At 63.7% G+C, this 26,768-nt stretch carries 25 protein-coding genes; 6 read left to right on the forward strand and 19 right to left on the reverse strand.

Features of this window, described 5'->3' with window-relative positions:
* Window positions 1-39: 39 nt before the first annotated feature.
* From ACWPOC_RS00090 to ACWPOC_RS00150, 13 genes are all read right to left on the reverse strand, one after another.
* A complete protein-coding gene (locus ACWPOC_RS00090) occupies window positions 40-1,068 on the reverse strand; it encodes an extracellular solute-binding protein (RefSeq protein ID WP_157742116.1) in 1,029 nt (342 codons plus the stop codon).
* 238 nt (window positions 1,069-1,306) lie between these two features.
* Window positions 1,307-2,392: a helix-turn-helix domain-containing protein gene (locus ACWPOC_RS00095; RefSeq protein ID WP_455407809.1), complete on the reverse strand. Its 1,086-nt coding sequence runs from the start codon at window positions 2,390-2,392 to the stop codon at window positions 1,307-1,309.
* A 22-nt stretch (window positions 2,393-2,414) separates the two neighbouring features.
* Window positions 2,415-3,266 carry an alpha/beta fold hydrolase gene (locus ACWPOC_RS00100; protein WP_455407810.1) on the reverse strand — a complete coding sequence of 284 codons (852 nt, stop codon included), beginning with the start codon at window positions 3,264-3,266 and terminating at the stop codon, window positions 2,415-2,417.
* The gene (locus tag ACWPOC_RS00105; RefSeq protein ID WP_455407811.1) at window positions 3,266-4,255 is read right to left on the reverse strand and encodes an alpha/beta fold hydrolase; all 990 of its coding nucleotides are present in this window, start codon (window positions 4,253-4,255) and stop codon (window positions 3,266-3,268) included. Before ACWPOC_RS00105 ends, ACWPOC_RS00100 begins: the two co-directional genes overlap by 1 nt.
* Window positions 4,237-5,181 carry a DODA-type extradiol aromatic ring-opening family dioxygenase gene (locus tag ACWPOC_RS00110; protein WP_455407812.1) on the reverse strand — a complete coding sequence of 315 codons (945 nt, stop codon included), beginning with the start codon at window positions 5,179-5,181 and terminating at the stop codon, window positions 4,237-4,239. The genes ACWPOC_RS00105 and ACWPOC_RS00110 overlap by 19 nt, the downstream gene beginning before the upstream one ends.
* 41 nt (window positions 5,182-5,222) lie before the next feature.
* Window positions 5,223-6,194 (reverse strand): flavin reductase, encoded by a 972-nt coding sequence (locus ACWPOC_RS00115; protein WP_455407813.1) that lies wholly within the window; start codon window positions 6,192-6,194, stop codon window positions 5,223-5,225.
* Window positions 6,191-7,453, reverse strand: coding sequence for an acyl-CoA dehydrogenase family protein (locus ACWPOC_RS00120; protein WP_120280705.1), 1,263 nt, complete (start codon window positions 7,451-7,453; stop codon window positions 6,191-6,193). The genes ACWPOC_RS00115 and ACWPOC_RS00120 overlap by 4 nt, the downstream gene beginning before the upstream one ends.
* A gap of 304 nt (window positions 7,454-7,757) precedes the next feature.
* A complete protein-coding gene (locus tag ACWPOC_RS00125; RefSeq protein WP_080968276.1) occupies window positions 7,758-9,209 on the reverse strand; it encodes an aldehyde dehydrogenase family protein in 1,452 nt (483 codons plus the stop codon).
* 44 nt (window positions 9,210-9,253) lie between these two features.
* Complete coding sequence (locus ACWPOC_RS00130) at window positions 9,254-10,087, reverse strand: ABC transporter ATP-binding protein (RefSeq protein WP_059382735.1); 834 nt, start codon at window positions 10,085-10,087, stop codon at window positions 9,254-9,256.
* A 10-nt stretch (window positions 10,088-10,097) separates the two neighbouring features.
* On the reverse strand, window positions 10,098-10,856 hold the full coding sequence (locus ACWPOC_RS00135; protein ID WP_059382734.1) for an ABC transporter permease: 759 nt from the start codon (window positions 10,854-10,856) through the stop codon (window positions 10,098-10,100).
* Window positions 10,853-11,704 (reverse strand): ABC transporter permease, encoded by an 852-nt coding sequence (locus ACWPOC_RS00140; protein WP_157742118.1) that lies wholly within the window; start codon window positions 11,702-11,704, stop codon window positions 10,853-10,855. The genes ACWPOC_RS00135 and ACWPOC_RS00140 overlap by 4 nt, the downstream gene beginning before the upstream one ends.
* A gap of 27 nt (window positions 11,705-11,731) precedes the next feature.
* Entirely contained in the window at window positions 11,732-12,736 is a 1,005-nt protein-coding gene (locus tag ACWPOC_RS00145) for an ABC transporter substrate-binding protein (protein ID WP_120280706.1), read from the reverse strand.
* Between the two features lie 186 nt (window positions 12,737-12,922).
* On the reverse strand, window positions 12,923-13,732 hold the full coding sequence (locus tag ACWPOC_RS00150) for an IclR family transcriptional regulator (protein ID WP_147414370.1): 810 nt from the start codon (window positions 13,730-13,732) through the stop codon (window positions 12,923-12,925).
* Window positions 13,733-13,939: 207 nt separating this feature from the next.
* Here ACWPOC_RS00150 and ACWPOC_RS00155 point away from each other — a divergent pair, with 207 nt between their 5' ends.
* Window positions 13,940-15,208: a TetR/AcrR family transcriptional regulator gene (locus tag ACWPOC_RS00155; RefSeq protein ID WP_455407814.1), complete on the forward strand. Its 1,269-nt coding sequence runs from the start codon at window positions 13,940-13,942 to the stop codon at window positions 15,206-15,208.
* Between the two features lie 15 nt (window positions 15,209-15,223).
* Here the strand turns inward: ACWPOC_RS00155 and ACWPOC_RS00160 are convergent, their stop codons facing one another.
* The 6 genes from ACWPOC_RS00160 to ACWPOC_RS00185 all read right to left on the reverse strand — a co-directional run bounded on the left by ACWPOC_RS00160 (window position 15,224) and on the right by ACWPOC_RS00185 (window position 20,447).
* The gene (locus ACWPOC_RS00160; protein WP_059382729.1) at window positions 15,224-15,772 is read right to left on the reverse strand and encodes a carboxymuconolactone decarboxylase family protein; all 549 of its coding nucleotides are present in this window, start codon (window positions 15,770-15,772) and stop codon (window positions 15,224-15,226) included.
* Window positions 15,773-15,815: 43 nt separating this feature from the next.
* Entirely contained in the window at window positions 15,816-16,655 is an 840-nt protein-coding gene (locus ACWPOC_RS00165) for an HpcH/HpaI aldolase family protein (protein WP_455407815.1), read from the reverse strand.
* 32 nt (window positions 16,656-16,687) lie between these two features.
* A complete protein-coding gene (hpaH, locus tag ACWPOC_RS00170) occupies window positions 16,688-17,497 on the reverse strand; it encodes a 2-oxo-hept-4-ene-1,7-dioate hydratase (protein ID WP_059382727.1) in 810 nt (269 codons plus the stop codon).
* Complete coding sequence (locus ACWPOC_RS00175; protein ID WP_197700682.1) at window positions 17,494-18,315, reverse strand: alpha/beta fold hydrolase; 822 nt, start codon at window positions 18,313-18,315, stop codon at window positions 17,494-17,496. The genes hpaH and ACWPOC_RS00175 overlap by 4 nt, the downstream gene beginning before the upstream one ends.
* Window positions 18,316-18,380: 65 nt before the next feature.
* Window positions 18,381-18,959, reverse strand: coding sequence for a VOC family protein (locus ACWPOC_RS00180; protein WP_120280710.1), 579 nt, complete (start codon window positions 18,957-18,959; stop codon window positions 18,381-18,383).
* Between the two features lie 60 nt (window positions 18,960-19,019).
* A complete protein-coding gene (locus tag ACWPOC_RS00185) occupies window positions 19,020-20,447 on the reverse strand; it encodes an MmgE/PrpD family protein (RefSeq protein WP_059382724.1) in 1,428 nt (475 codons plus the stop codon).
* Window positions 20,448-20,758: 311 nt separating this feature from the next.
* Between ACWPOC_RS00185 and ACWPOC_RS00190 the strand changes: the two genes are divergently transcribed.
* The 5 genes from ACWPOC_RS00190 to ACWPOC_RS00210 all read left to right on the forward strand — a co-directional run bounded on the left by ACWPOC_RS00190 (window position 20,759) and on the right by ACWPOC_RS00210 (window position 26,695).
* Window positions 20,759-22,015: an acyl-CoA dehydrogenase family protein gene (locus ACWPOC_RS00190; protein ID WP_059382723.1), complete on the forward strand. Its 1,257-nt coding sequence runs from the start codon at window positions 20,759-20,761 to the stop codon at window positions 22,013-22,015.
* A 22-nt stretch (window positions 22,016-22,037) separates the two neighbouring features.
* Window positions 22,038-23,006 carry a flavin reductase gene (locus ACWPOC_RS00195; protein WP_059382722.1) on the forward strand — a complete coding sequence of 323 codons (969 nt, stop codon included), beginning with the start codon at window positions 22,038-22,040 and terminating at the stop codon, window positions 23,004-23,006.
* 116 nt (window positions 23,007-23,122) lie between these two features.
* On the forward strand, window positions 23,123-24,844 hold the full coding sequence (gene mhpA, locus ACWPOC_RS00200) for a bifunctional 3-(3-hydroxy-phenyl)propionate/3-hydroxycinnamic acid hydroxylase MhpA (protein ID WP_455407816.1): 1,722 nt from the start codon (window positions 23,123-23,125) through the stop codon (window positions 24,842-24,844).
* Between the two features lie 11 nt (window positions 24,845-24,855).
* Window positions 24,856-25,716 (forward strand): alpha/beta fold hydrolase, encoded by an 861-nt coding sequence (locus tag ACWPOC_RS00205; protein WP_059382796.1) that lies wholly within the window; start codon window positions 24,856-24,858, stop codon window positions 25,714-25,716.
* A gap of 34 nt (window positions 25,717-25,750) precedes the next feature.
* Window positions 25,751-26,695, forward strand: coding sequence for a 3-carboxyethylcatechol 2,3-dioxygenase (locus ACWPOC_RS00210; protein ID WP_095092062.1), 945 nt, complete (start codon window positions 25,751-25,753; stop codon window positions 26,693-26,695).
* Window positions 26,696-26,768 lie beyond the last annotated feature (73 nt).

Here is a 26,768-nt window from a genome sequence, read left to right on the forward strand (position 1 = left end):
CAGGAATACCTTTGTTCGAGCAGACAGGACAGTCGGGGTTCAGTTCAGTTCGAACGCGTTCAAGATCTCCTCGCGTTCGGCATGCGCGCGCATCGGATCCGCCAGGCGGATGTCTTCGGGCGCGGAGGGACAACCGTCGATCTCGTCGTCTCGCATCGTCATATAGAAGGCGTCTCCACAGTACGCGCGCTGACCTTCTTCGCTGAGCACGAAGTCCGCGAACACCATTGCAGCATTGGGGCTCTGTCCGTTCTCCGAGATTCCGATCAGGTTGGGGAACGCGATCACCGGCTCCGGAGTGACCGCCTTGATCGGGGCTCCGGCCTCCATGAGCGCGACCGAGTGTGCCTTCGCACCGGGAGCGGCCAGCGCCAACTGGCCTGCTGCCACCTTCTGCACGGCCGGGACCGACGATTCGAACCAGTCACCACTCTGATCGCCGATGGTGCGCAGGAAGTCCGGTCCGTTCTCGTCCATCAGGATCTGGTAGAAGGACATCACACTGTCGGCGGAGACCCGTGGGTCCGCAAAGCTCGCCTTACCCGCAAGCTCGGGAGAGACGAGATCCTTCCACGTGGTCGGAGGTGTGCCGATCTTCTGTTCGTTGTACGTGATCACCCACGGCGAAGTGACTGCGGTGAAGTGATTCGCAGCAACGGAGGTGTCACGCAGGTGAGCCAGGTTCGGTACCTCGTTCTCCGACAGCTCCCTGAACCACTCGGGGTTCTCGTTGAACATCAGTGGGTCGGTGACGATGACGAGGTCCGCACTCTGGGCGCCCGTCGCGGTCTCGGAGGCGAACCGGCTTCTGAGATCACCTGTGGACAAACGCGTGACGGCTACCTCGATATCCGGGTACGCCTGACCGAAAGCGCTCGTGATCGCCTCGTTCACAGCATCCGTCGCCGACGAGTAGACGACCAGAGGAGCCTCGTCGCGGGCACGTTCGGTGATGTCCGTGAAGCCGTCACCGAGTGTGGCCTCGTTCGCCGCACTGCAGGCGGCGAGAACGGACGTCATGGCGAGAACGGCAGCGAGGCGACCGGGTCGGATACGACGTGATTTCATAGCGGGCTCCAGATCAGGGAAGGTCCGAACGAACGGTGCGGCGAGCGTTGCGATGGGCACCCCTGCGATGGGGTGATAGTGGGTACACTGCCGACCGGATGTGTTGCAGATTACATAGACCGAAAGGTCGAGTCTCTGGTCGATACGGCCAAGCATGTGGGCCCTTTTGGATAGTTCGAACCAGATTCACCGTCGCGTGGCGAGACCCGCCGAACGGAGCCGAACACGCCGGCCGGAATCAGTCGGCGATGCCCTCGGCACGCAACGCCAGCCAGAGTCGCGCCGCGAATGTGGGATCGGAGAGTTCGAAGCCGAGCAACTTCTCCGCGGAGGACACGCGGTACCGCAGCGTGTTCCGGTGGATCGACAGCGTCTCGGCCGCCGTCTCCCACCGGCCCCGATGGCGCAGGTACTCGACGACCGCGTCCACCACCTGGGGGCTCGATTCGCGTTGCAACTTGTGCACCCAGTCGCTCGCCGTGTCGCCGCTGTAGTCCGAACGGTCCACGACCGTGCCGGCGGGGGCCTTACGGATATCCGCCATCCAGTGCTGCCAGCGATGGGAGAGCTTCCGGATCGGAACCTGTTCCGTGAGGAGAACTCTGAGTGCGGGATTCCGATCGACCAGAGCGAAGAGTTCCGGTCCGAGCGTCTGGAACTGCATACCGTTCAGCAACATCCAGCACTCGTCGTCGTCGTTGTACGCGAGCAGCTGCTGAGCACCGGGAGGCAGCGCGGCCTCGAGAAGATCCAGCAGGTCGTCACGGCTCCAGTCGTCCACTCCCCGTACACAGACGATGTGTGGTCTACGAGGCGGGGCCGCCAAACCCATTTCCGCGGCCAGTTCCAGGGCGCTGTCGATGCGCCCGGCGAAGACCAGGCGGGCAACGGAATCCCTGACTGTCCGGGACACCGTCTGCATCCGTCGCGTATCGCGAAGGAGCAACCGCAGCAACAGGGCGGCACTGGCTCCGAATCTGTGGAGATCGGCGTGGGCGGGTCCTTCCCCCGCCATGAGGAGTATGGCGGTCGCTCGTCCTTCGGCGCCCACGGGGAAGGCGAGGAGTTCACGATCGTCCGGGCCGACCCCCGTGGCCGGACGCACGAGTGGTCGCGGGATGACCTCCACGGAACCCTTCAGGACACCGGGATCGACTGCGTCGACGGTCTTTCCCGCGACCGACTCGATGAGTCTGCCACTCGTGGTCAACAGCGCGCTCCACGCCGTTCCGTTGTCTGCCAGGCACGACAGGATCGCCGAGATCGGGTGCTTGGCACCCGCGGCCCGGACGAGATCGGCGTACCCATCGTGCGAAATGTTCATACTGTCCGGACGCTAACAGTCGTTATGTACGAAGTCGCGCGGAACTTTCCACATACAAGAATCGCTCGACGAGCGCGTTGAACTCGGCCATTTTCTCGTAGGGCACCCACAACCCGCACTCTCCGAACACGTGCAGCTGCGACTCCCTGATCCGACTCAACATGAACACCGCGTTCTCGAACGATTGGGTGCGGTTCTCCCTCCCCCACACGATGAGGGTGGGCGCGGTGATCTCGTCGAGACGCTTCCACAAGTCGTCCGGGGTGTGCCGCTGGGAAGTTCGTCCCTCGGGAGCCTGAACCATGAACTCGGGTTCGACACTCGCCTCGTAGCGCTCGAGCAGCACGTCGTCGGTGATCAGCGTGGGATCATAGAGAAGCTGCTCGAGATAGGCCCGCATCTTCTCCACTGTCGGCCCTTCGCCACCGTAGTAGATCCTGCTCGCGGACTCCTTCGGTCGGATCTGGTACACCGCGTGACCACCCGCTGCGCTGACGAGTACCAGCCGCTCCACGACGGACGGATGGTCGACCGCCATCCGGATGGCGACCGCTCCACCGGTGGCCATCCCCAGGACGTGGACACGATCGAGTCCCAGCTCCCGGATCAGGGCCACCATCGTCTCGGCGTACATCGCATTGCGGCCCGTGGCGACGTCCGGTTTATCCGACCGCCCGTAGCCCGGCAGGTCGACGATGATCACGCGGAACCGACGGGAGAATTCCTCGAGATTGCGGCCGAAGTTCCCCCACCCGAAGGCACCGGGTGCCCCGCCGTGGATGCAGAGCAGCACCGGTCCTTCGCCCGCCTCGTGGTAGTGCACCCGGATCGGCCCGGCCTGGGCGAATCTGCTGGTCGACTCGTAGGTGAGCATCACCGGCCTCCTCCCGCGAGCAGGCGCTCACCGCGTAGATCGTCCGCACGCAACGGAGGTTCGACGATCCTCTCGTCGTAACCCGAGAGGAAACGCAGGACGAGATGGTTGAAATCGTCTGCGCGCTCGATCATCGTCCAGTGTCCGCAGTGACCGAACACGACCAGGTCGGCGTTGGGGAATGCCTCGGCTCCCGCCAGTGCGTCCTCGGGCGGGTTCACCCGGTCTTCCCTGCCGAACAGAAACAACATCGGCACCCGGCACCGAGCGGCATTCTCCGGCAGGAACGGATAGTGCACCTTGCTGAATTCGCGCATCCGTGTCGATTCCTGGTGCCGTTCGTACGCGCCGGGACGCTCGGCCATTCGCGTCCGGAACTCCACGAGTTCTTCGGGGACCATGCGCGGGTCGTGGACCAGATGCTCCATCGAACGGCGGACCAGCGAAGGCTCGTACCGTCCGGTGTCCTTGTGGGACGTCAGATTCGGTTCGAACCGCGATCCGTCCTTCCAGCGCGCCCCGGCCGTGCCCACCACGATGCCGCCGACCACTCGTTCCGGGTGTTCGAGTGCCAGGCTCGCAAGGACCATGCCTCCGAGGGAGTTTCCGATGACGTGGGCTCGCCCCAGGCCGAGGGCGTCCATCGTCCGGATCACCAGATCGACCTGGTTCGGCCGTATCGCGTCCACACCGGGCGGCGCTTCGGTGAAGCCGTAGCCGTACAGATCCGGTGCCACGACCCGGTACCCGGCATCGACCAGTGCCGGAACGGTGAGGTAGAAGTTGGCCGCCGCGGTGATTCCGATCGCCGAACCGTGAAGCAGTATCACCGGCGGTGAATCCGGATCCCCCTCGTCGATGTAGTGGATCCGTTCCCCCTCCCGTGTGGTCAGCCAGTGCGACGCGTACCCGAAGTACTCGGCGATGATCGAGGAATCGTCCGATCCCATGAGCTGCTCCTCGGTGTCCTTCAGTGTCGATCCGTCCATTTGGCGAAGCCCACACCGGTGAAGCACGCATGGATGGGCATGTAGTCGATGACGGTTGCCGGCCGGTCCATCGCAGCCGCCACGCTGATCCACGCGCGGATCTCACCGGTTCCCGATCGGAGGGTCTGCGAATCGAAGCTGAACAACTTCTCGAGCTGATCGACCTCGTTGCGCTGGATGCGCTCGAGAACCCACGTGTCGAGCGGCGTGTCGATGTCGCCGCGGTTGAAGTCCTTGTCCGACGGATAGTGGCTGAGCCCACCCGACGCGCACAACAGTATCCGCTCGTCACGCTCGCCGAGGATCTCCGCGATCGCACGGCCGAGCGCGGCACAGCGGTCGCCACCGGCGAGGGGCGGGAAATACTCGTTGAGCATCACGCACACGACGGGGATCTCCCCCGTCGGATCGAGCTCGGGTGCGATACGGGCCGCCATATGCGGCAGCCCGTAGCCCTCGCGGCCCACCGGTTCGAAGCGGTGCATGACCGAGACGTCGAAGTGCCGCTTGACGAGTTGACGTGCGAGATGGGACGAGACGTCGGGATCGTTCTTGAACTTCACCACCGTGCGGTCCTTCATCGGGACGTCCCACTCGTAGCCCTGATGACCCCACATGGGTTCCGAACCGACGTAGATCGCCAGACTCGGGTTGTTGGACAGGTTGAACATATCACCCTGGTCGTCGCCCACGATCACGATCACGTCAGGTTTGTAGGCCGCGACCTCCGCACGCATGTCGTCGAATGCAGCATGGATGCGGTGGTAGAGGTCCTGACACACCTCCAGACTGTCCCGCTGTCGTGCTGCTTCGGGATAACGCTCGAACACGCCGGGTGCGACGCGGTCGATCATCCACTGCTGCCATGCCTCCGGCGGCCGGAACATTCCCGCCGCATGCGAGCATGCCAATCCGAGACCGATCATCGTTGGACTCCTTCTGCTTTCGGTGTCGTGAGGTCGCTCGGCTACGAACGCGCGAGCGCCTCGAGGACTCGCCGGGTCGCGGCCACGTCGGAGTCGTCCAGGTCGGCCAAGGCGTCCCTGTTGAACCGGCGTGCGATCTCGGCGATCTGTTCGTATGTGGCGGAACCGTCGGTGGACAGAGAGAATCGGTCCTCGTTCCGGACGACGAGGCCGGACTCGATCAGCTCACTGACGGCATCCTCGGTGGCCCGCGGTCCGAGATAGGCGGACACCGCCAGTTCCTGCACGGTCCGTGAACCGCACGAGAGTCGCTGGAGCACCCGGGCACTGGCGACGCTCAACCCGAACTGCGCGCGGTGTTCGTCGAATCTCCGCGAGAGACGATGACTCGCGGCTGTGAGAACCTGCGCGAACGACGGCTCGGCGGAAGCCGGATCCATCTCCCCGCCGGCTTCCTTGCAATTGTCTGTTGGCGACGTCATCTGTTGCGGCGTGGCATAACCACCCTGAACGAAGAGGAGCGACTCACCGTCGACGAGGGAACACTCGTCGACTTCTCCCACGATGATGTCGTGATCCCCTCCGGGGAACACGGCGTGCACACGGCACTCGAAACGCGCGATGGCACCGTCGATCAGAGGAACGCTCTTCGATCCGCGACTCCAGGAGAACGTCCGGAATCCCTCGGTTCCCGAGCTCGCGGATGCGAACACGTTCGAGATGTCAGTCTGGTCGGACGAGAGAACATTGACCGCGAAGGCGTCGGCCGAGGTGTACACGCCGGCCCGACTCGAGTCGGAACGCACCGACCAGAGGATCAGAGGTGGATCCAGGGACACGGCAGCGAACGAATTGACCGTCATACCGGTCGGCTCACCGTCCACGGTGGTGGTGACTACCGCCACGCCTGTTGCGTAACGGCTCAGGGCATTGCGGAACTCGCGGGTGTCGTGTGCAGGATCGACGACGACGTAGTCGGACGTGCGATCCGAAACCGCCGGCGTTGCCCTCATCGGTGGTACGCCAGCGTGCGCATGGACGGGTTGCTTTCGAAGTCCGGTCCCGGAAGTTCGAGAAGCGCGTGTGCGTACAGCGACGCGGCCGCCTCGCGTCCGGCGGAACCGTGGACGCGCATGGCGAGCAGATCACGGAACACCCGCTGGATGTGGTTGTTCGAGAGAATCGCTCCCGCGCCTGAGACCGGCCAGATCGTGTAGAGGGCATCGAGACTCTCCGAGATCGCGTCGGCCGCCTCGAAGCGGATCTTCATACGTTCCAACGGAGTGGCGGTACGTCCCTCGCATGCGACCTCGAAGAGGAAGCGCCAGTTGTCCAGATGCCTGCGCCGGATCATCTGGACCTTCGACAGCGCATCGACGAGACGGACCAGCAGGTGAGGGTTCTCCGTGACGGCGGCACCGGTACCGCGACGCATGCGCCGCACCTTGCTCTCCCCGATGAACTCTTCGAATGCCCCGAGGGCGGCTCCCGTCGCGGAGTTGGCCATGGTGGAGTTGAAGATCGAGAGGAAGGAGACGCGGTAGAGGGGACGATCGTTCACCTCCCAGCCCGGATTGCGATCGTGGTAGGTGTCGGCGAGAACGTGGGCCCGGTAGTCGGGTACGAATACCTTGCTCATTGTCACCGACTTGCTACCGGTCCCGCGCAGACCCGCGACGTCCCAGCTGTTCTGATCGATCTCGAAATCGGAACGGGGCACCACGAAGTTGCGGTCACCACCGCCGACGATGATCCACTGGGCGTGGTCGACACCACTGGAGAACCCCCACGTCCCGTCCAGAACGTAGCCGCCCGACACAGCTTCCCAGCTTCCCGTGGGTGCATACGAGCTCGACGCCCTGGTGTCCGGGCCGTCGCTCCAGAACTCGTCCTGTAGGCGCTCGTCCATGAGCGCGATCTCGAACGAGTGAACGTTGAGCTGCCCGCCGATCCACGCGGCCGATGCCTCCGAGCCGGCGATCTTCATGATGCCTTCGAAGAAGGACGCAGGCGCCATCTCGAGGCCGCCGTACTGCAGGGGCGTCATCGCCCGGAAGACACCGGCACGCGTCATGGCCTCGACCGTCGCGTCCGGTACCCGATTCAGGCGTTCGGTTTCCGCCCGACCGGCACGCACGATGTCGAGGATGTCGTCGACATCGGCGAGGTACTGCGCACCCACGCGGTACGCGCGGGCCGCGTACTCTTCGCCCGAAGCGAGGTCGTCCGTTGAGGCGAGCGACGAGGGATTCGTCTCGAGGTTGGTCAGCATGGCAGTTCCTCTCCAGAGATAGGACACTTTCCCGGAACTCCGGGGGTCGACGGTCTCGGATGAACCTGGCGTCCTTACGGGCGAGGTTCGGTCGATCGATCCGACCGGCCGGTCGTGCCGTGGCTCACATCGTCGACTCCGATGTCGCAGATGTTATGGCCGTCACAGAGGAATGTCTTCGTACGTATTCGCCAATATCCGCTGAGAGTTCGGACGGATCGTCCGTTCGCAGGGAGAGACTGCCCGAAACGCGTCGACCCGTGCCTCCAGTAGGGCACGGGTCGACGGATCCTGTTCTCGGGAGTCACATCTGCAGTACGCAGACCTTTTCGATCGCGAGCTCTCGGGCGGTCGATTCCGGCCCTTCCTTCGTGTTGCCGGATTCCCGGACTCCGCCGTACGGCATGTTATCGGCACGGAAAGCCGGCGATTCGTTGACGAGAACAGTCCCGAAGTTCAACTGTTCCGTAGCTGCGAGGGCAGTACGCACATCGGACGTGAAGACCGCCGCCTGAAGCCCGTACTTCGAGTCGTTCGCCAATTCGACCGCTTCGTCGAAGGACTCCACCCCGACGAGGCCGAGCACCGGACCGAATGCCTCCTCCTGGATGAGGTCGCAGGATTGCGGGACGTTCGTCAGCAGGGTGGGCTCGAGGATCACGTCGTCCCTCATCCCACCACCGATCACCACGGATGCGCCGGCGTCGGTCGCCTGACGGATACCGCCCAGAAGGCGTTCGGTTGCTCGTTGATCGATCGGAGGACCGCAGAGCACCATCCGATCCCGTGGGTCACCGACTCCGAGTGCACCGATCCTCCCCACCAGCAGCTCCGTCAGTTCGTCCACCACCCCGACGTGCGCGTAGATCCGTTGCACGGAGACACAGGTCTGACCGGCGAAGCCGAAGGCGCTGGGGACGAGCGTGTCCGCGACACGCTCGAGATCGGCGTCGGCCTCGATGATGGCAGGGCTCGCGTTGCCGAGTTCGAGCATGACCTTTTTGCGTGCTCCCGCCTTCGCGATGTGCCATCCGACAGGAGCCGAGCCCGTGAAACTGATCGCTGCAACACGCGGATCCTCGATGATCACCGCGCTGATGTCTGCCGGGTCGCCCGGGATCACCGAGAGGTATCCGTCCGGCATCCCGGCCTCCTCGCAGATGTCGGCGAGGAGGAATGCCGTCAACGGCGATTGAGGGGCGGGTTTGAGCACCACCGGGCAACCGACGGCGAAGGCCGGTGCGAGTTTGTGAGCAACGAGATTCAATGGGAAGTTGAACGGGGCAATGGCAGTGACCACACCGATCGGCACACCTCGCGTGAACCCGATCTTGCCGACCCCGGCGGGCGTGGCATCCATGGCGACACCACGGCCGGTCTGCGTTCTGGCAACGGCAGCGGACAACCGGAACGTCTCGACGGCCCGGTCGACCTCCCCTTCTGCCATTACGATCGGCTTCGCCACCTCTGCGCAGATCAACTCGGCGAGCGCCTCCTTCGATGCGACGAGGAGATCGGCGATCCGATCGAGCACGCAAGCGCGCTCGTGAGCCGGGACAGGTCGATCCAGTGCTCGGTGGGCCAGATCGACGGCGGCGTCCGCAAGTTCTTCCGTTGCATTCCCGACTCGGCCCACGAGCGTCCCGCTGAAGGGGTCGAACACGTCGGATGCGGAATCCGGAAAGACGTCTCTGTTTCCGATCCGCACCCCGCGCTCGCACAGTGCTCGGCGTGTGGCCGTACCGATCGAGGTCATGCCCCTTCACTTCCTGTTGGCGACTGCACGGTCGCGACGGACGTTCAGTCTGCGGTGGGCGCTGCCACCGAACCGGCCGAGCTCGGGATCTCACCGTGGCGGATCTCCCGGTAGACCCGGCTGCGCAGGTCCGCGAACTCACGAGTGGCCTTGGTCGCGATCTGGTCGCGCTCGGCACCGAGATGCGTCTCGATCAGATCCACCACCTGGGTCGGCTTCCTGCCCAGTACGAGCACTCGATCGGACAGGTAGACCGCCTCGTCGATGTCGTGTGTGACCAGCAGGATCGTAATACCGAGGTGGTTCTTCACCCGCAGGGTCAGATCCTCGAGGTCCGCGCGTGTCTGGGCATCGACCGAGGCGAACGGCTCGTCCATCAAGACGATGGCAGGTTCGTAGGCGAGGGCGCGGGCGATCGCCACTCGCTGCTGCATACCACCGGACAGCTGCCACGGGTACTTATCGATGTGGTCCTTCAGCCCGACCTCGACGAGAGCGTCCATCGCCTTCGCGGTGCGCTTCTTCTTGTCCTTGATCGTGGTCCGCAGCGGGAGGATCACATTGTCGAGGATGGAGAGCCACGGCATCAGCGACCGGGAGTAGTCCTGGAAGACGATCGCCATCTCCGCCGGCGGTTCCGTCACTCTCCGTCCCCGGAGGGTGACCGATCCGGAGGTCGGATCCGTCAGGCCGGAGAGACACTGGAGAAGCGTCGTCTTTCCCGCTCCGGACGGGCCGACGATGCACATGAACTCGCCGCTGCGGACGGCGACATCGATGCCACCGAGGACCTGGTGATCGCCGTACCGCTTTCCGAGGTTCTCCACGACGAGGAGTTCCTCGTGCGAGGTGGCCTTACCCGTGTGTGTGGTGCTCATAGTCACGTTCCTAAGCGTTCTTCTTGTTGTGCCAGTCGAGGACTCGTCCCTCGACCAGTCGGGCAGCGAGATTGAGCAGGTAGCCCAGCACACCCAGCATCACGATGCCGGACCACATATTGAGAATGTTGAAGCTGCGCTGTGAATCGAGGATGAAGTAGCCGATACCGCCGGGGGAACCGATCATCTCCGTCACGACCATGACCACCGTCGCGATGGCGAGCGCCAGGCGAGCGCCGGCGAAGATCTGCGGTGCCGCATGTGGGGCGTAGATATAACGGATCCGGTTCTTCAACGGGATCCGGTAGCTCCGGGACATCCTGAGCAGCACCGGTTCCACCGACCGCACGCCATCGATCGTATTGAGCAGGATCGGCCACATGGACGCGAGAGCGATCAGGAAGATCTTCATCGTGTCGTCGATCCCGAGGAAGATGACGGCGATGGGGAGGAGCGCGACGCCAGGTGTTGCCCGGAGGAATTCGAGGATGGGCCGGACCGTCTCCTCGAAGCGGGGCAGCAGCCCCAGGACGATCCCTCCGACCACACCGACGATCACGGCGATACCGAACCCGAGGAGGACCCGACCGAGGCTGGGCAGAACGTTCTCGACGATCCCGTCGAAGAACCACACCGATTGCAGACGATCGAGAATCTTGGAGAGGGATGGGAAGTAGAAGGACGAACTGTTGGCCGAGACCGCCAACCACGTGATGACCAGGACGATCGGAAGCCAAGCTTCCCAGGCGAATCCGGTGATGCGCTTCATGCCGAATGCTCCCCTCGGATGACCGGGTGCCACCACAGCAGACGGCGCTGTGCGGACACGACCAGGGTGTTGACGAGAAGTCCGAGGACACCCGCGGTGATCGCGTAGGCGAAGACTTCCGGACGCTTGAACGCCTGCTCCATGTGGGACAGTTCCGAGCCGAGTCCGGGTGCTCCACCGAGGTATTCGGCACTGATGGTCATCAGCAGGGCCATGGTGGCGGCGAGCCGCAGGCCGGTGAAGACGAGCAGCGCCACACTCGGCACCCACAGGTACCGCAGACGGTCGACGGTGGAGATCCGGAACACCCGAACGACCCACTTGTGCAGTGGCTCCACCTGCTTCGCCGCGTACATGGACTGGATGAGCAGAGGCCAGACCGCCGACAGGACGATCATGGTGATCTCCATCCGACTCGTCGCTCCGAACAGGAGGAGCACGAGCGGCAGGAGAGCGATCGTAGGAATGCTGCGGAAGAAGTCGACGATCCACCGCGTGCTCTGAGTGGCGCGCAGCGAGGACCCGATCAGGAGGCCGGCGGGAACGCCGATGAGTGCGGACAGGCCCAGACCCATCGCCCACACACCGATGGTGGTTCCGAGCGCGGTCCAGTAGGTACCGCTGCCCCACAGACCGATCAGCGCTTCGACGACCATCACCGGAGTCGGGAGCGATCCGGCGTCGACCAGTGGGCTCATGGCGATCGCTTGCCATGCGGCGAGGACCGCGGCGATCGCGATCAGCTTGGGTACGGGGCCGACCTTACGTCGTCCTGCGTCGGACGCCGCTGGACGCGGTCCGGACTTGGCCGGCACTGCCGGCTTCAACTTGGTATCGGCCGATGACACGGCTACTGAGGTTGTTGTCGCCATCGTCTACTCGGATCCTACGAGGATTTCGTCGAAACTCGGCTTCTCGGTGAGGATCTCGTACTCCACCGCGAGGTTCGCGATCTTGTCGAGTTGCTCTGCCGTGACGGGAGTCGTCGCGAACGGCTGGATAAAGGCATTCGCCAGCTGCTCCTCGGAGAAGCCGAGCTCCTCGATCGCGACCTGCTTGGCGATCTCCTTGTCCGCGTTGACGATCTCCGCTGCCTGATGGATGCCCTCGACGAATTTCCGGACAGTGTCGGGATTCTTCGCGATGAACTCCTCGGACGCGACGTAGACCGACGATGGCACACCCTGGTTGCCGGGTGCGTCCGTGTTGTGGACGAGCCGAACGGTCCCCGATGCGATCGCGCTCGATGCGAGCGGTTCGTTCGGTGTCGCGGCGTCGACGTATCCCTGCTGCACCAGGTCGATCGTCTGGGCGGGCGGGACCTCGACGAAGTCGATCCGGCTGGAGTCGCCGCCAGCTTTGTCGACCACAGCGCGGATGTTCATCCACGTCTGCGTCTTGATTGCCGGGACTCCCACCTTGCGGTCGACGAGGTCGGTCGGGGACTGGATCGCACTCGACGCCGCCGTCACAACGCTCGCTGCCGACGGCACTCCGTCCTCACCGTCGGTGGCCTGCACACCGGCGCCCGCGACCACCCGGACGGGAAGGCCCTGAACTCGGGCCTGCATCAGGGTGACCGTGTCCATCTGGGCGATCTGCAGCGTACCGCTGAGCAGCTGTGGAACTGCGTCGTTCGCCGACTTGTTCGCTGCGGCAGTGACGTTCAATCCGAGATCGGAAAAGATCCCTTCGCTGATGCCGGCACGCAGTCCGACACCCGACAGGCCGGGCGAGCTACCGACCGAGATGTCGGTGGCCTGGTCGGCGGATGCACCCTCGGAGGAACCGCAGGCGCCGGCGAGCAGGGTGAGCGCGGCAGCTGCTGTAACAGCGGCAACGCGACGGACACGGGGTGCTGAGAGGACCGCGAGTGACATATTCGGACTCCGGTTTCAGGTCTTGGGGGCGGTTGTACGAGCGGCCGATCGAACGGAGGATCACTGACGACCGGCTATGCCGTGGATCACTTCTGTAGTGAGCGGTTCACGAAGCGTAGGTCTCGTGCAGTGGAGAAAGAAATCCCTTCTTTCCACATGACGCAATACTCGTTGTCGGGACTGCACTCAGACCACGAGAGTTCGTTCGATCTGACGAACAGCACGCGTGAGAGCCGCTTCAGAGTGCGCCAGATTCACGCGAACAGCGGGCGCGGAGAGGCTGATTGCCGCAACGGCCTTGCCACGACAGACGATGGGCGCAGCGACGCAGACCTGCCCGAGTACGGACTCTTGCTTGTCGTAGGCCAAACCGGTCGCCCGCGTCTCTGCGAACTGCCGATAGAGGATCGCAAGGTTGGTGATCGAGTGACGGGTACGACGCGGCAGCGGGTCCGGCAGCACTTTCGCCACTTCGTCCGTGGGCTGAAACGCCAGGAGCGCTTTGCCCAGCGCCGTGCACGTGGCGGGGGCACGACCTCCGATGGCCGTCGGAGCCGGCAGGGTGCGTAGGCCGACGACCTTGTCGACGATGACGATGTCGGCCCGGTCGAGGATCGCGAGCCGAGTGGTCATTCCGGACACCGCGTACAGCTCCCCGAGGTAGGGGGCCACCTGCTCACGCAGGCCGCGGGGTCGACTGTGCGCGACGCGATTACCCAGTTCGAACAGCTTGTCGCCGGGCCGGTAACGAGTACCCTCCTTCGACACGAATCCGCTTTCGACGAGGTACGCGAGAAGGCGGTAGGCCGTGGACGTCGGAACACCGGCACGACGAGCGATGTCGCTGACTCCCATGGATTCCTCACCGGAGAGGAACTCGTCCAGGAGTTGCAGCGCCTTCAGGACCGACGCCGTACCGCGCTGCTCGTTCTTGCGGTCAGCGTCGGCCTCGGACTGTGCGTCGACCATGAACTGTTCGTCTGTAAGTGCGGTCACGACGGTCTCACTCTCCAACTCTTTTCCGGCGTCGCCGATATGCAGTAGTCAACTGCTGGATATATCGAATGCGCTGGACAGCCCACTTCTGTAGTGGATGGTACAGTGATTGTAACGCTCGTTCCAGTGAGCGGCAACACACCGATGACAGATTGCGACGAGACCCTCTGCTACCTTTCCCACGGCAGCCCGCCCGAAAGAGACGTGATGAACACTGCCCGACGTAACGCCCGCGGAGAGGTCACTCTCCAGCGCATTCTCGATGCAACCGTGCAGCTCGTCGGCCGGTACGGCTACGACAACACCACGATCTCCCGAATCACGAAGGCCACACAGCGACCCGCGAGTTCGATCTACTGGTACTTCGAGGACAAGGACGATCTCATCGTCACGGCGCTCGAGAATTCGTACACGCGTTTCCCTCGCGACGGTCGGCGGCCGTGGCAGCGGTTCGATCCCTCGACTCCCCTGCAGAGCCAATTGTTCGAGGAGCTCGCACCCGAGCTCCAGGCCTCCGAGTCCGAAACACCGCTCCGTCTGGGCATCACACTCGCACTGGAAGGAAGCGCCGCACGGTCCAAGGTTCAAGAACCCTTCCGACGTCGCCGCGCAGCGGCGCTGGCCGCCATCGAGAAGTGGTGGAACGACGCATTCACGGCGACCGAGGCCGACGACGAACGTCGTCACGGCGGAGTGTGGTGGATGTCCACTCTCACTCTTGCGTTCCTCGACGGTCACTACATCTCGGATGTGGTCGTCGACGATCCCGAGATCGTCTCCGCACGCAGCCGGGCGGTCGCCGCGTTCCTCACCTTCGCGTTCGAGGCACTGTGCCGTGGCAACGCATCCCTCGAGGTACCCGGTGAAGGCGGGGCCGACACCCCTGATGGTGCCACCGAGCACGAGAACGGACCGTCCGCCCTGCTCGACGTCACACGCAGACTCGTTGCCCAGCACGGCTACGAAGGCGCGACGATCGGACGGATCTGCACGGAGTCCGGGATGCAGAGAAGCTCGGTGTACTGGCGTTACAAGGACAAGGACACCCTGATCAAAGCCGCGGTGGCCGATGCCTTCCTCGAACTGCTCATACCGTTGCACGACCTACCCACGCCCTCGGAGGACTGGGTGGCCGATCTGGCGTCCGCGATCGGTGCGACGATGCGGGCAGCGGGCGACAACCCCGACACCGTCAAGGCCGGCCTGCTCCTCGAAGTGCAGCAGTGGGACCCTCCCACCGCAGGCGGCACAGCAGTGGTGGAAGGGAGTGCCGCCGCGGAAGCAGCCGTTGCCCAATGGTTTTCCACAGCCCGCGTCGCTGCGGACTCGGTCGAGCACCTCGCGTGGCTCGTCCTCAGGCTCATCGAGGGGCTGATGCTCGGCTCGGTTCTCGGGCGGCCCGTTCCCGTCGACGACCTGATCCGGCTTCTTGCGATGATGGTCGAGAACGGACCTCCTCGCGAGGCGCTCCCCTGAGCGTGAGCGCCGACGTCACTCCAGCCTGAGTCGGTAGGACTCGACCGGATGCGTTTCGAGTTCCAATTCGAAGGTGTTCATGATCCGACCGACCATCATGTAGAAGCCGATGATCAGGACCAGTTCCACCATCTTGGAATCGCCGTACCGGGCGTGGATCGCATCGAAGACCTCATCCGGCGTAGTGGTCGTCTCCACAACAGCATCGGTGAACCGCAGGAGCAGTTCCTCGAACGGATCGAACTCCTCGGCTCCCTTCTCGGGGTACGACGCCACGCTATCGATCTTTTTCGGGGACAAACCTACTCGCTGGGCGACGACCGTGTGCTCGTGCCATTGGTAGTTCGCACCGGACAGATGGGCGACCCTCAGGATCACGACCTCGCGATGCACCGGATCGAGTGAGCTGCCCTTACTGACGGTCTGACCGAGCGCGAACACCTCGGGAGCGCAGTTCTCCGAGTTGGCGATCATCCGGAAGACGTTGATCTTCCGTTTGCCGGCCAGCGACTTCAGGACACGGTCCGATGCCTTCTCCGGATCGAAATACGGGATACGTGCCAAAACAACCTCTTCCAGTCGTCGGTGGACATTTACTCGAGTCCGATCAGTACGCGCTCACTTCGTGCGGTTCCTGATCCTGACGGAATTGAGCGAGCAGGTCGTCGGCAGCACGGATCAACAGGGACGAATCGACGCCGACACCGGCAAAGGTGATTCCTTCGTCGAGCCACTTCTTGGCAGCGGAGGCGTCGGCGAGCATGATGCCGAGCGGCTTACCGACGGCGCGCACGGTTTCGATGCCCCTGCGGATCGCCTGCACGACGTCGGGGTGCGTACGTTGTTCGGGGAATCCCATGTCTGCAGCGAGATCCGCCGGCCCGATAAGGATGCCGTCGATTCCCTCCGTCGCAGCGATCTTCTCGATGTTCTCGAGTGCCCGAGTCGTCTCCGCCTGGACGATGAGACAGACGTTGTCGTCGGAGGTCCGGACGTAATCGGTGAACCGCCCCCATCGGGACGAGCGTGCCAGACCACTACCCATACCGCGGATCCCGTTCGGTGCATACCGGACGGCACGCACGAGTTCGGCCGCCTGCTCAGTGGTGTCGACCATGGGGACGAGCAGATTCCGTACCCCGATCTCGAGATACTGCTTGATGAGCGCAGGGTCGCCGTGCGGCAATCTGACGACAGGTTGCGACAGTTCGTTGCTCCGATCTCCGAGCAACGATGCCGCAGCGGCGATTCCTTGCAATTGTGCGAGCACCGACCGAAGATCGTTCGGTCCGTGCTCGGCGTCTATCAGCAGCCAGTCGTAACCGCATCCGGCGAGCAATTCGGCCGTGTAACCATCGGCCAGGACGGACCACAACCCGATCTGCCGTTCGCCTGCGGCCAACCGCTCCTTGAAACGGTTGGTGGGGGCCTTTCGGGTGATGGACATCGGTACGTTCCTCGTTTCGGATGAAGCTGTTCTCAGACCAGCTGGAAGGAGATGGAGCCCAGAGAGCCGTAGTCGGCGTGCGCGACATCGCCTCGCGTCATGGGTATCGGCCGGGTGAACGAACCGGCCAGGACGATCTGGCCTGCTTCGAGCTTCTGGCCGTGGCCGTGCAGACGCCGCGCCAGCCACGCCACGCCGCGGGCGGGATGATCGAGCACCGCACCTGCGAGACCGGATTCCTCGACGATTCCGTTCAGGTAGAACAAGGCACCCACCCGACGCAGATCCACTTCGTCCGGTTTCACCGGGTTTCCACCGAGCACGATGCCGGCGTTCGCGGCGTTGTCCGAGATGGTGTCGAAAACCTTACGCGGCGCACCCGATTCACGATCGAACTGTTCGATGCGAGCATCGATGATCTCGAGAGCGGGCGTCACCCGGTCGGTGGCATTGAGCACGTCGCTGATCGAAACGTCCGGCCCCTCGATCGGGTCCCGGAGCAGAAAGGCGAGCTCGACCTCGACCCGCGGCTTGATGAACCGCTCGGCGGAGATCGTTCCACCGCTTTCGTAGAGCATCTCGTCGAAGAGCGTGCCGAAGTCCGGCTCGTCGATCTGGCTGCTGACCTGCATGGCCCGGGAGGTCAGACCGATCTTGTGACCGATCACCCGCTGGCCTTCCGCCTCCTTGATCCGCGCCCATGCCCTCGAGACCGCATATCCGTCCTCGATCGTCATGTGCGGAAAACGGGCCGAGAAGTGCCGGACCTGGTCTCGACGGAGCTCGGCGTCGTGCAGTTCCTGCGCCAACTCCGTGCAGGTCTGCTCATCGAACGAGATCATGCGACCTCCACCCGCTCGTCGACGGCGAGGAAGCGCTGTGCCAGCTCGTTGAACTCGTCGGCCCGTTCGAACTGGGCCCAGTGGTCGCAACCGGTCATCTCGACGAGCTCGGCGCCCGGCACGATCTCGGCCAACAAGCGAGCGTTGTCGAGGAACATGTTCGGAGCGTCGACTGCCGCAACGACGAGTACCGGCTGCTGCAGAGCAGCCCACTCCTCCCGCGACAGATCCTGGCCACCGGAGGTGAACGCGAGGAGGTGTCCCATCGCCGCGCCCATCTCGGGCTGCTGGTAGATGCGCAACCGAACAGCGACAAGGTCGTCGATCAGATCCTCGGGGTCGAGCATGAGCCGTCCCATCGCCGCCGTCACCGACTCCCACGACGGAGCCTGCGCCGCGTTCTGCCGACGCTTGCGGACATCGGCACCGAACTTCTTCTCCTCCTCGGGGTCCACGATGATGCCCGCCGGCGCGATCATCACGAGGCGAGTGATCCGGTCCGGATGATCGGACGCCATTCTGGCCCCCACCCACGATCCGAGGGACACTCCGACCACAGCGGCCTGCTCGACGCCCAGTGCATCGAGTACCGCGAGGGCGTGCTCAGCGTAATCGGGAATGAGATACGGGAAGTCCGGTTTGTCGGTGTAACCGCATCCCAGCATGTCGATGCCGATGACTCGATGTGTCCTCGCCAGAGCGCCGTAGTTCGCGCAGAAGTTCTCCAAGCTACCGGCCGTGCCGTGCAGAAGCAGGACGACAGGACCCTCCGGGTTTCCGGTTTCCAGGTATCGCGTACGAATTCCCCTGGCGTCCACCCAGTCGAGGGTATGGCGAACATTGTCGAGATAGGTCCACACACTTCGATATCGCTGCATGATTCCTACTCCGCGAAACGGAAGGAGACCTGGGCCGCGGTGAGCTTCTCCCGCATCTGCGCCATCCATTCGTCCCGCGAGCACGCTGCGGGGTCCTGGGCGACGAGCTTCTCGGTCTGGAGCATGATCTCCTCCTCCGAGTCCGTGAGATCCAGCGGTTCCCCGAGCGGCTGTTGCACGTACCACGGAGAGTGTGCGTAGACCTCGATCATGTTGCCGTCCGGGTCCTCGATGTAGACGCTCCAGGCGTTGCCGTGGTTCTTGACCACCTGAACCGGAATTCCCGTCTCCTCCACGTGCTTCCAGAAGGCACGGAGCTCGGCGAGACTGGGGACGAGGAACGAGATCTGTGCGGTCGTGGGGGGTGTTTCGGGATCGCGGCCGGCGATCAGCGCAAGCTGATGATGCTCGGTGGGATCGGCGGAGAGGAATGCGCCGGGACGCTTCGTTCCTGCCTTGCCCGACTTCCCGAGTCCGGAATCGGTGACGATCATGCCGAATTCACGAGTGTAGAAATCGATCATGGCGTCCAGGTCCTTACAAAAGATACCCAGGTGAGCAAGGCGTGGATTGAACGTGGTCATGGGGGTCCTTTCGGGGAGATCAGAGCTGCTCGGCAGTTACGCCGCATTCGTCGGCGATGTTTACTGCTGCACTGCCACGGATCGTGCGCTCGGCACGTCAGCGGAATCTCCGCTCAGCACAGCGGCGAGTACTGCCACGTTCGGGACGTCTTCCAATTCGTGGATGAGCGAGAGAGCGTGCTCTGCCTGATCTTCGCTCAGCACACCGGAGAATCGGACGTTCCGCCAGAACTTCTCGACGATCTTGTCGACGGGCGTCGGATTGCGGAGCCATCCCAGCGGAGCACTGCGCTCGGCCTCGAGGACGCGTCCGTCTGCGAGCAGAATTCTCATCCGGCTCGCCTGATTGTTGCCGAGCGGCAGGTTCGGGACCAGACGCACTCGTCCCGCGAGTTCGAGCACCTGCGGATCGTGGATCGCGGGGGACACATAGTGCTCCAGTTCGGGACGCCCGCGAAGAATGGCATTGGCGACGCCGTAAGGAATCGTGAACAGCGACTTCGGTTGGTCGTCCTCAGCGGTGGGCACCTGGTTGAGGAAGTGGTCGATCCGGTTCGGAGGAACATCCAGCTCGACCGCCGTCACGTCCGCCGGATCGAAATCGTGCTCGGCGCGGAGCTGCAGGGCACATTCGATGGGATTGTGGTTGCCGTAGCACGACGGATGCAGCTTGTGCTGACCGTGCACGTAGAAGATCTCACCGAGGTCGGCGACCAGGCTCTCCGGCGACGGCTCCTGGCAGTACATCGTGAAGTAGCCCATCCGGCTCTCGAGCGCGTCGTCGACACCGCTGAAACCCGCAAGGGACAGCTGGCAGGCGAGAATGCCGTTGTAAGCCGCCATCGCACCGGGGAGCTTGAAGCTGTGCGCCCCGTCCCAGATGCCCTGGAACGAGCCGGCCATCAGGTTGAGGAGGATGCCGAAGGCATTCCTGAGCTGCGCATGATCGAGTCCGAGCAGGCGACCGGCGATGGCAGTGGCACCGAAGGCGTTCGACGTACCGCACACCTCGAAGTTGCGATCGAAATCGAACTTGTTGGCGACCGAGATACGGGCCGCTACGTCGCCACCGAGCACCACCGCTGCGAGGAGCTCACGCCCTGTCGCACCCGTGTACTCCCCTACCGTGAGCGCGACAGGTTCGGTCGTGCTGCTGACGTGCCCGACCATCTTGCCTTCGTTGACGCCCTCCGGCTCGGGACCGCACACTTCGAAGTCGAACGAGCGGGCCTGGAGGGACGTGACGAGAGCCGCGTGCGGAAGAGGCATCCGCACCGCTCGCCCCGGGACGGACGCTTCCGGTGCACCGCCCCACCTGCGGTAGAGATCGAAGGCCTCGTCGTTCCCCTCGACATGGACACCCGACAGGGCACACCCCAGGGTGTCGATGAGGCGCTTCTTGGCAGCAAGAATGTGGGACTCGTCCAGCGCCTCGAACGGGGTGTCGAGTACGTGACTGACGATGCGATCGATCAACGCTTCGGTCATTGAATACCTCCAGGAGCGGGTCGCGCGGCGTCGCGCAGGCCGAGCCATCGGCCGAATCCGACACTAGGCGCGCGCTGCCGGAGCCGGGAACAGCCGTATTCCACGTTCCGGAAAGAAAGCGACAGTCGGCTCCCTCCGAAGTATGCGCATATCCGAGAACGACCAGTACGGAGGGTCTCGTGTCGCACCGAAATGGGAAACCCTTCCACACTTCGGAAGACAGCACTCCGTATCCCGAGCAGGTGCCCCCTACCCTCGAGAGCAGCAGCCGCGTATCCACAACGCGCTTATTGCCGAAGGAGATCCCAAGAATGTCCACAGTCACCGACGCTTCCACGCCCGTTACCGACTTCTCCGCGGCACGTGGCGAGAACTGGACCGAATACCGCGAACGCGCGATCGAGGAGGGACAGCAGTTCCTCGAGAAGGTCGACGACATCCTGACCATCGTTCGCGCCGGCCGTGACATCTCCGAAACCGAAGGTCGCGTACCGGACGCAACGGTCGACGCCATGATCGACACCGGCTTGTTCCGGGCATTCACGCCGCTCCGCTACGGCGGACTCGAGATGGCGCCCGCCGCCTTCTTCGAAGGAATCATGCGGATCGCGGAAGCCGACAGTGCAGCGGCCTGGATCGCCGGCCAGCTCAATGTCCATTCCTTCGAGATCGCCCTCATGGACGAGCGGATGCAGAACGAGTTCTGGGGAGAGGACCCGAACGCACGCGCCTCGAGCTCCTACGCACCGGTGGGCAAGTACGAGAAGGTGGACGACGGCTACCGACTGAACGGCACGTGGACCTTCTCCAGCGGCGTCGATCACGCCCAGTGGGTGATCCTCGGTGGTGGCGACCGCAACTTCGTCGTTCCGATCTCGGATCTCACGATCGATCACAACAGCTGGGACGTCCAGGGACTGAAGGGAACCGGCAGCAAGGCGGTGACTCTCGACGATGTCTTCGTACCGGACTACCGGACCCATCTCCTCGTCGACACCTACAACGACGCCAATCCCGGGTGGGCTGTGAACAACCGTCCCCTGTACTGGGTTTCGTTCACGTCGATCTTCAACTCGACTCCTGCCAACACCGTGATCGGAACAGCCACCGCCGGTGTGGAGACGTTCATCGAACAGTCCCGGGTCCGCCTCACCCGTCAGGGCACCGGCGCACCTGCTGCGCAGAATCCCTTCCTGCACCTGAAGGTCGCGGACGCCAAGACCCGGATCCGCACTGTGAAGAACCGGCACCTGCAGAACTGGCGCGATCTGTTCGACCTCGCGTGCCGTGGTGAGGAAGCGTCTCCTGTCGAGCGGATGCGAGTCCGCTTCGAAGCAGCCGACACGATCGCGACGTGCTACGAGTCCTTCTCGGACATCTGGCCGATCGCGGGTGCCGCCGCCAGCGCGACCGCGAACCCCCTGCAACAGACGATGCGCGATCTCCTCGCAGCGCGCAATCACGGTTCGGCAGGAAAGGAACTCGCAGCAGGCCAGTACGTCAAGGCCCTCTTCGGTATTCCGCCGGCACCGTTCTCCGACCTCGGCACCCTGAACTACTACAAGTAGCCTTCCGAAAAGGACCGGTCCGTTGACTCAGACGATCGAACAGAACATCATGTCGCTCCTCGAACAAGGTGATCCTGCAGAAGACGCACGCGCCTTCCGGCGGACACTCGGCCAGTACAGCACCGGCGTCACCGTGATCACCACCGCTTCCGGAGAGACGTACGCAGGCATGGCGGCGAACTCGTTCTCCGCGGTCTCGTTGGACCCTCCACTGATCCTGTGGTCCATCCGGAAGGAATCGAGAAGTGCCCCGGCATTTCTCGACAACGGGCACTTCGCAGTGAATGTTCTCGCCGACCATCAGATGGAGATGTCTGCACTGTTCGGACGCCCGCAGCCCGACCAATTCACCCAGGTGGATTGGACTCCCGGTGTGCACGGTGACCCACTGCTCGACGGTGCCATCGCACATCTCGAGTGCGTCAGCGAATCCGTCTTCGACGGCGGTGACCACCACATCCTCGTCGGCAGAGTGCAGCGCTACGCGCGGTACGAGGGCGCACCTCTGCTCTTCTCCCAGGGGCAGTACAGCGTCTCCCAGAGCCATCCCGATCTGGCACTCCACGTCGATACCTCACAGGTGTCGACGGAAGACCAGTCGGAGGAATCCCTGTTCATGTCGCTCCTCCAAGCGACCGACCACCACATGTCCGCGCTGTTCCAGCATCATCGGCAGCAGATCGGCGTCACGGTTGCGACTGCCAGGATTCTCAACCGTCTGTGGCGTGGATCCTGCAGCCGTGACGTCCTCGAGCAGGACACCTATCTCGGCGAGAACACTGTCGATGATGCTCTGTCGGATCTCGAGGATCGCGGGCACGTGCACCGGACCGGACACGGCGTCTGGGCGCTGACCGAAGAGGGACGACAGGTTCGGTGTGTCCTTCGTCGTAGCGCCGAGCACTTCACCGAGCAGCAGCTACGCGGAATTTCACCGGACGATCTGAGAACGGCCGAACGCGTCCTGGCCACGCTCCTCGGCCGAGGCTAGAAAGCCTGTACGAGAACGCCAACCGGTACCACCTCCTCCGGGCGGAGGTGCCGTCCGTCGGCGATCGTCGACGGAAATCTGTCAATTTCCTATCTGTTCCGAGAATTTGGGATGCCATGACCACTACGCACGAAAGCGACGTCCTCGTCGTCGGCGCCGGCCCGGTCGGCCTCATGCTGGCCAATATCCTGGGCATGTACGGCCGCTCGGTGACCGTGCTCGAGGCGTTGGACGACCTCATCGACTACCCGCGGGGCGTCGGCCTCGACGACGAGTCCTTTCGGACGATCCAGACGGTCGGATTGGTCGATAGCGTTCGGCCGCATACCAATCCGCAGCACATCATGCGTCTGGTGAACGGTGCCGGCAAGGTCATCCTCGTCAACAACCCGCAGACACGTGATTTCGGCTGGGAACGCAAGCACGGCTTCATCCAGCCCGAAGTCGACCGAGCCCTCTACAACGGACTCCATCGATTCGAGAACGTACGCGTACTCTTCGGGCACCGGGTCGAGCGGGTCGACGAGGATGCGGATTCCGTGACGGCGATCGCGTCGGTGACCGACGCGGACGGCCGGACCACCGAACATCGCTTCCGAGCGCAGTACCTGGTGGGGTGTGAGGGTGGCAAGTCGCCGACGCGCAAGCGTATGGGCGTGAGCTTCGAGGGTGAATCGCCGTCCACACGCTGGCTCGTGGTCGACGTGGAGAACGATCCGCTGGGGACCCCCAATGTCTTCCTCGGCGCCGATCCCAAGCGGCCCTACGTCTCCATCGGACTGCCCCACGCGGTGCGTCGCTGGGAATTCATGCTCCACGACGGCGAGACCGAGGAGCAGGTCACCGATCCGAAATTCGTCGATGCACTTCTTGCCGAACATGTTCCGGATCCTTCTCAACTCCAGTTCATCCGACGTCGAGTGTTCACCCATCATGGGCGAGTGGCATCCACATTCCGTAAGGGACGCCAGATCATCGCGGGCGATGCCGCGCATCTCATGCCGGTGTGGATGGGCCAGGGCTGGAACTCCGGGATGCGGGATGCAACCAACCTCGGTTGGAAACTCGCCACGGTGTTGTCCGGTCAGGCCGACGATTCCCTCCTCGACACATACACCGCCGAACGCAAGGACCATGCGCAGGCGATGGTGGATCTGTCACTGACCTTCGGCAAGTTCATCAAGATCACCAATCCGGTGACCGCAGCCCTCCGTGACGGCGCGTCCACCGTGCTCAACTTCTTCCCGCAGGTCAAGAGCTACTTTGCAGACATGCGTTTCAAACCGATGCCGCGCTATACGCGAGGCGTCGTGGTCGATCCGACCGCGCAGACGGCCGGCCGGGCGGCAGCCGAACTCACCAGCCGGCTCGTCCCCGTGCGGACCGCCAACAACACGACGTCTCCGGTCGGCGTCCAGTTCCCCCAGCCGCGGGTCAACAGTCGTCACGGCTCGGACGTCCTCCTCGACGACGCGATCGGAAACTGGTGGTCGGTGATCGTGTGGGGCAACGACCCCACGGCCGTACTTCCGCGATCCGCGCTCGACAAGCTCGAACTACTCGGCGCGAAGCTGGTCGCCATTGTGCCCGAAACCCAGAGGACGTGGGCCGAGGAGTACATGAACGACGACGTTCTGGTACTCGGCGATCACACCGGTCAGGTCAAGAAGTGGTTCGACGACCGTCCGACCCCGATGATCTTCCTCCGTCCCGATCGTTTCGTCGCCGGTGCGTGCCTCACCCAGCACGGTCCCGCCACGCTCGACTCCATTCTGGAAGCGATGTCGTTCACCGGACGTCCCGCGCCCGTCGCTGCGGCGGCTTCACTCGTCAGTTGAAGGAGAACCTCATGTCCGTTCAGACCCCCGAATACACCACCGATGCGTTCTTCGGACTCGAGGACCGGTGGTTGTCCACCGCAGAAGGAGAACTGACGCATTACCACGAGCTCGGGGAAGGCACGCCGATCCTGTTCCTCCACGGCTCCGGTACAGGCGTGACCGCCGCCGCGAACTGGTGGCTGAACCTGCCCGAGTTGAGCGCCTACGGTCGCTGCATCGCCATCGATTCCATCGGTTACGGGCAGACCGTTGTCGCGGACGGCACGGAGTACGGCATCCGGGAGTGGGTCCGCCATGCAGTGCGGGTGCTCGACGCGCTCGGCATCGAGAAGACGTGGATCGTGGGCAACTCCCTCGGTGGGTGGCTGGCATTCCAGTTCGCCATCGACTTTCCCGAACGGCTGTTGGGCATCGTGTCGATGGGTACAGGCGGAGCCAAGCTCACCGGAGCATTGGCGTCGCACTCGAATCCGGTTCTGACCGAGGACGGCATCCGCAGCACCCTCGAGAAGTTCGTCGTGGACAAGTCGCTCGTCACCGACGAACTGGTGGCCCTGCGATACCACTCGGCGCTCAACGACACGGCCTCCGACCGATTGGCCGAGGTCGTCGCTGCACGCGATCGCGATCGTCACGCGCTTCCCCTGGATTTCGATGCGCTGTCGCGTCTGGATATTCCCGTGCTGCTCATCCATGGCATGCAGGATGTGGTCATTCCCGTCTCCCGCACCTGGGAACTGCTCAACATCATCCCCAACGCCGACGCTCACATCTTCTCCAAGTGCGGGCACTGGTCACAGGTCGAACGCGCCGACGAGTTCAACGAGATCGTCGGCGGCTACCTCGTGCAGCACGCAGTCGACCACTGATTCCGCCGAGACACAGACAAGGAGATATTCCGCAGTGTCGCAGGCTTTGTTGTGCATGTCCCACAGTCCGCTGCTCGAACACGCGAACCCGCCGGCCGACGTCGTCGACGCGGTGCAGGAGTCGTTCGCGCGAGCCCGTGCATTCGTCGACGACTTCGACCCCGACATCGTCGTCAACTTCGGACCGGACCATTTCAACGGATTCTTCTACGACCTGATGCCTCCGTTCTGCGTGGGTTACCGGGCACGAGGCACGGGCGATTACGACTCGTTCGCAGGAGATCTCGATGTTCCCGAGGACATCGCAGAAGCGTTGGCCGCATTCGTGATCGACAGCGGCATCGATCTGGCGATCTCGCGGCGGATGGAAGTCGACCACGGGGCGGTACAGCCCATGGAGATCCTCTACGACGGTGACGTGGCGGCGCGACCCGTCGTGCCGATCTTCGTGAACTCGGTGGCACGTCCGTTCGTGAAGATGAAGCGGATCCGAGACTTCGGGCAGGCGGTCGGTCGCTTCTTCGCCGGTCTCGACAAGCGGGTGCTGTTCATCGGCTCCGGAGGGTTGTCGCACGATCCTCCGGTCCCCCAGTACGCCACTGCGACGGACGGCCAGCGCGAGTTCCTGACGGCAGGGCGGAACCCGACGCCGGAGGCTCGGGCAGCACGTCAGGCCAATACGATCGCCACCGCCGCGAAGTTCGCCGCAGGACAGGCCGACATCATGGACCTGAACCCGGAATGGGACCGGGACTTCCTCTCGGTCTGCCGATCCGGCCGGGTCGAGGACTTCGACGGCTACGACGCGAACGAGATGGATGTGGTTGCCGGACACTCCTCGCACGAGGTACGCACCTGGGTGGCGGCGTACTCGGCGTTGCGCGCCTGTGGGGAGTACGAGGTGACCTACGAGTTCTACCGCCCGATCAGGGAGTACATCGCCGGCTTCGCTGTCACCACAGCAGAACTGACATCCTGAGGGTTACACCGAAACGGTCGGAGCAGCGCAGTTCTGCAGGGCAGGTCGGCCCTGCAGAACCGCTCGGTCGTCT

This window comes from Rhodococcus sp. 5G237 (genome assembly GCF_053764735.1).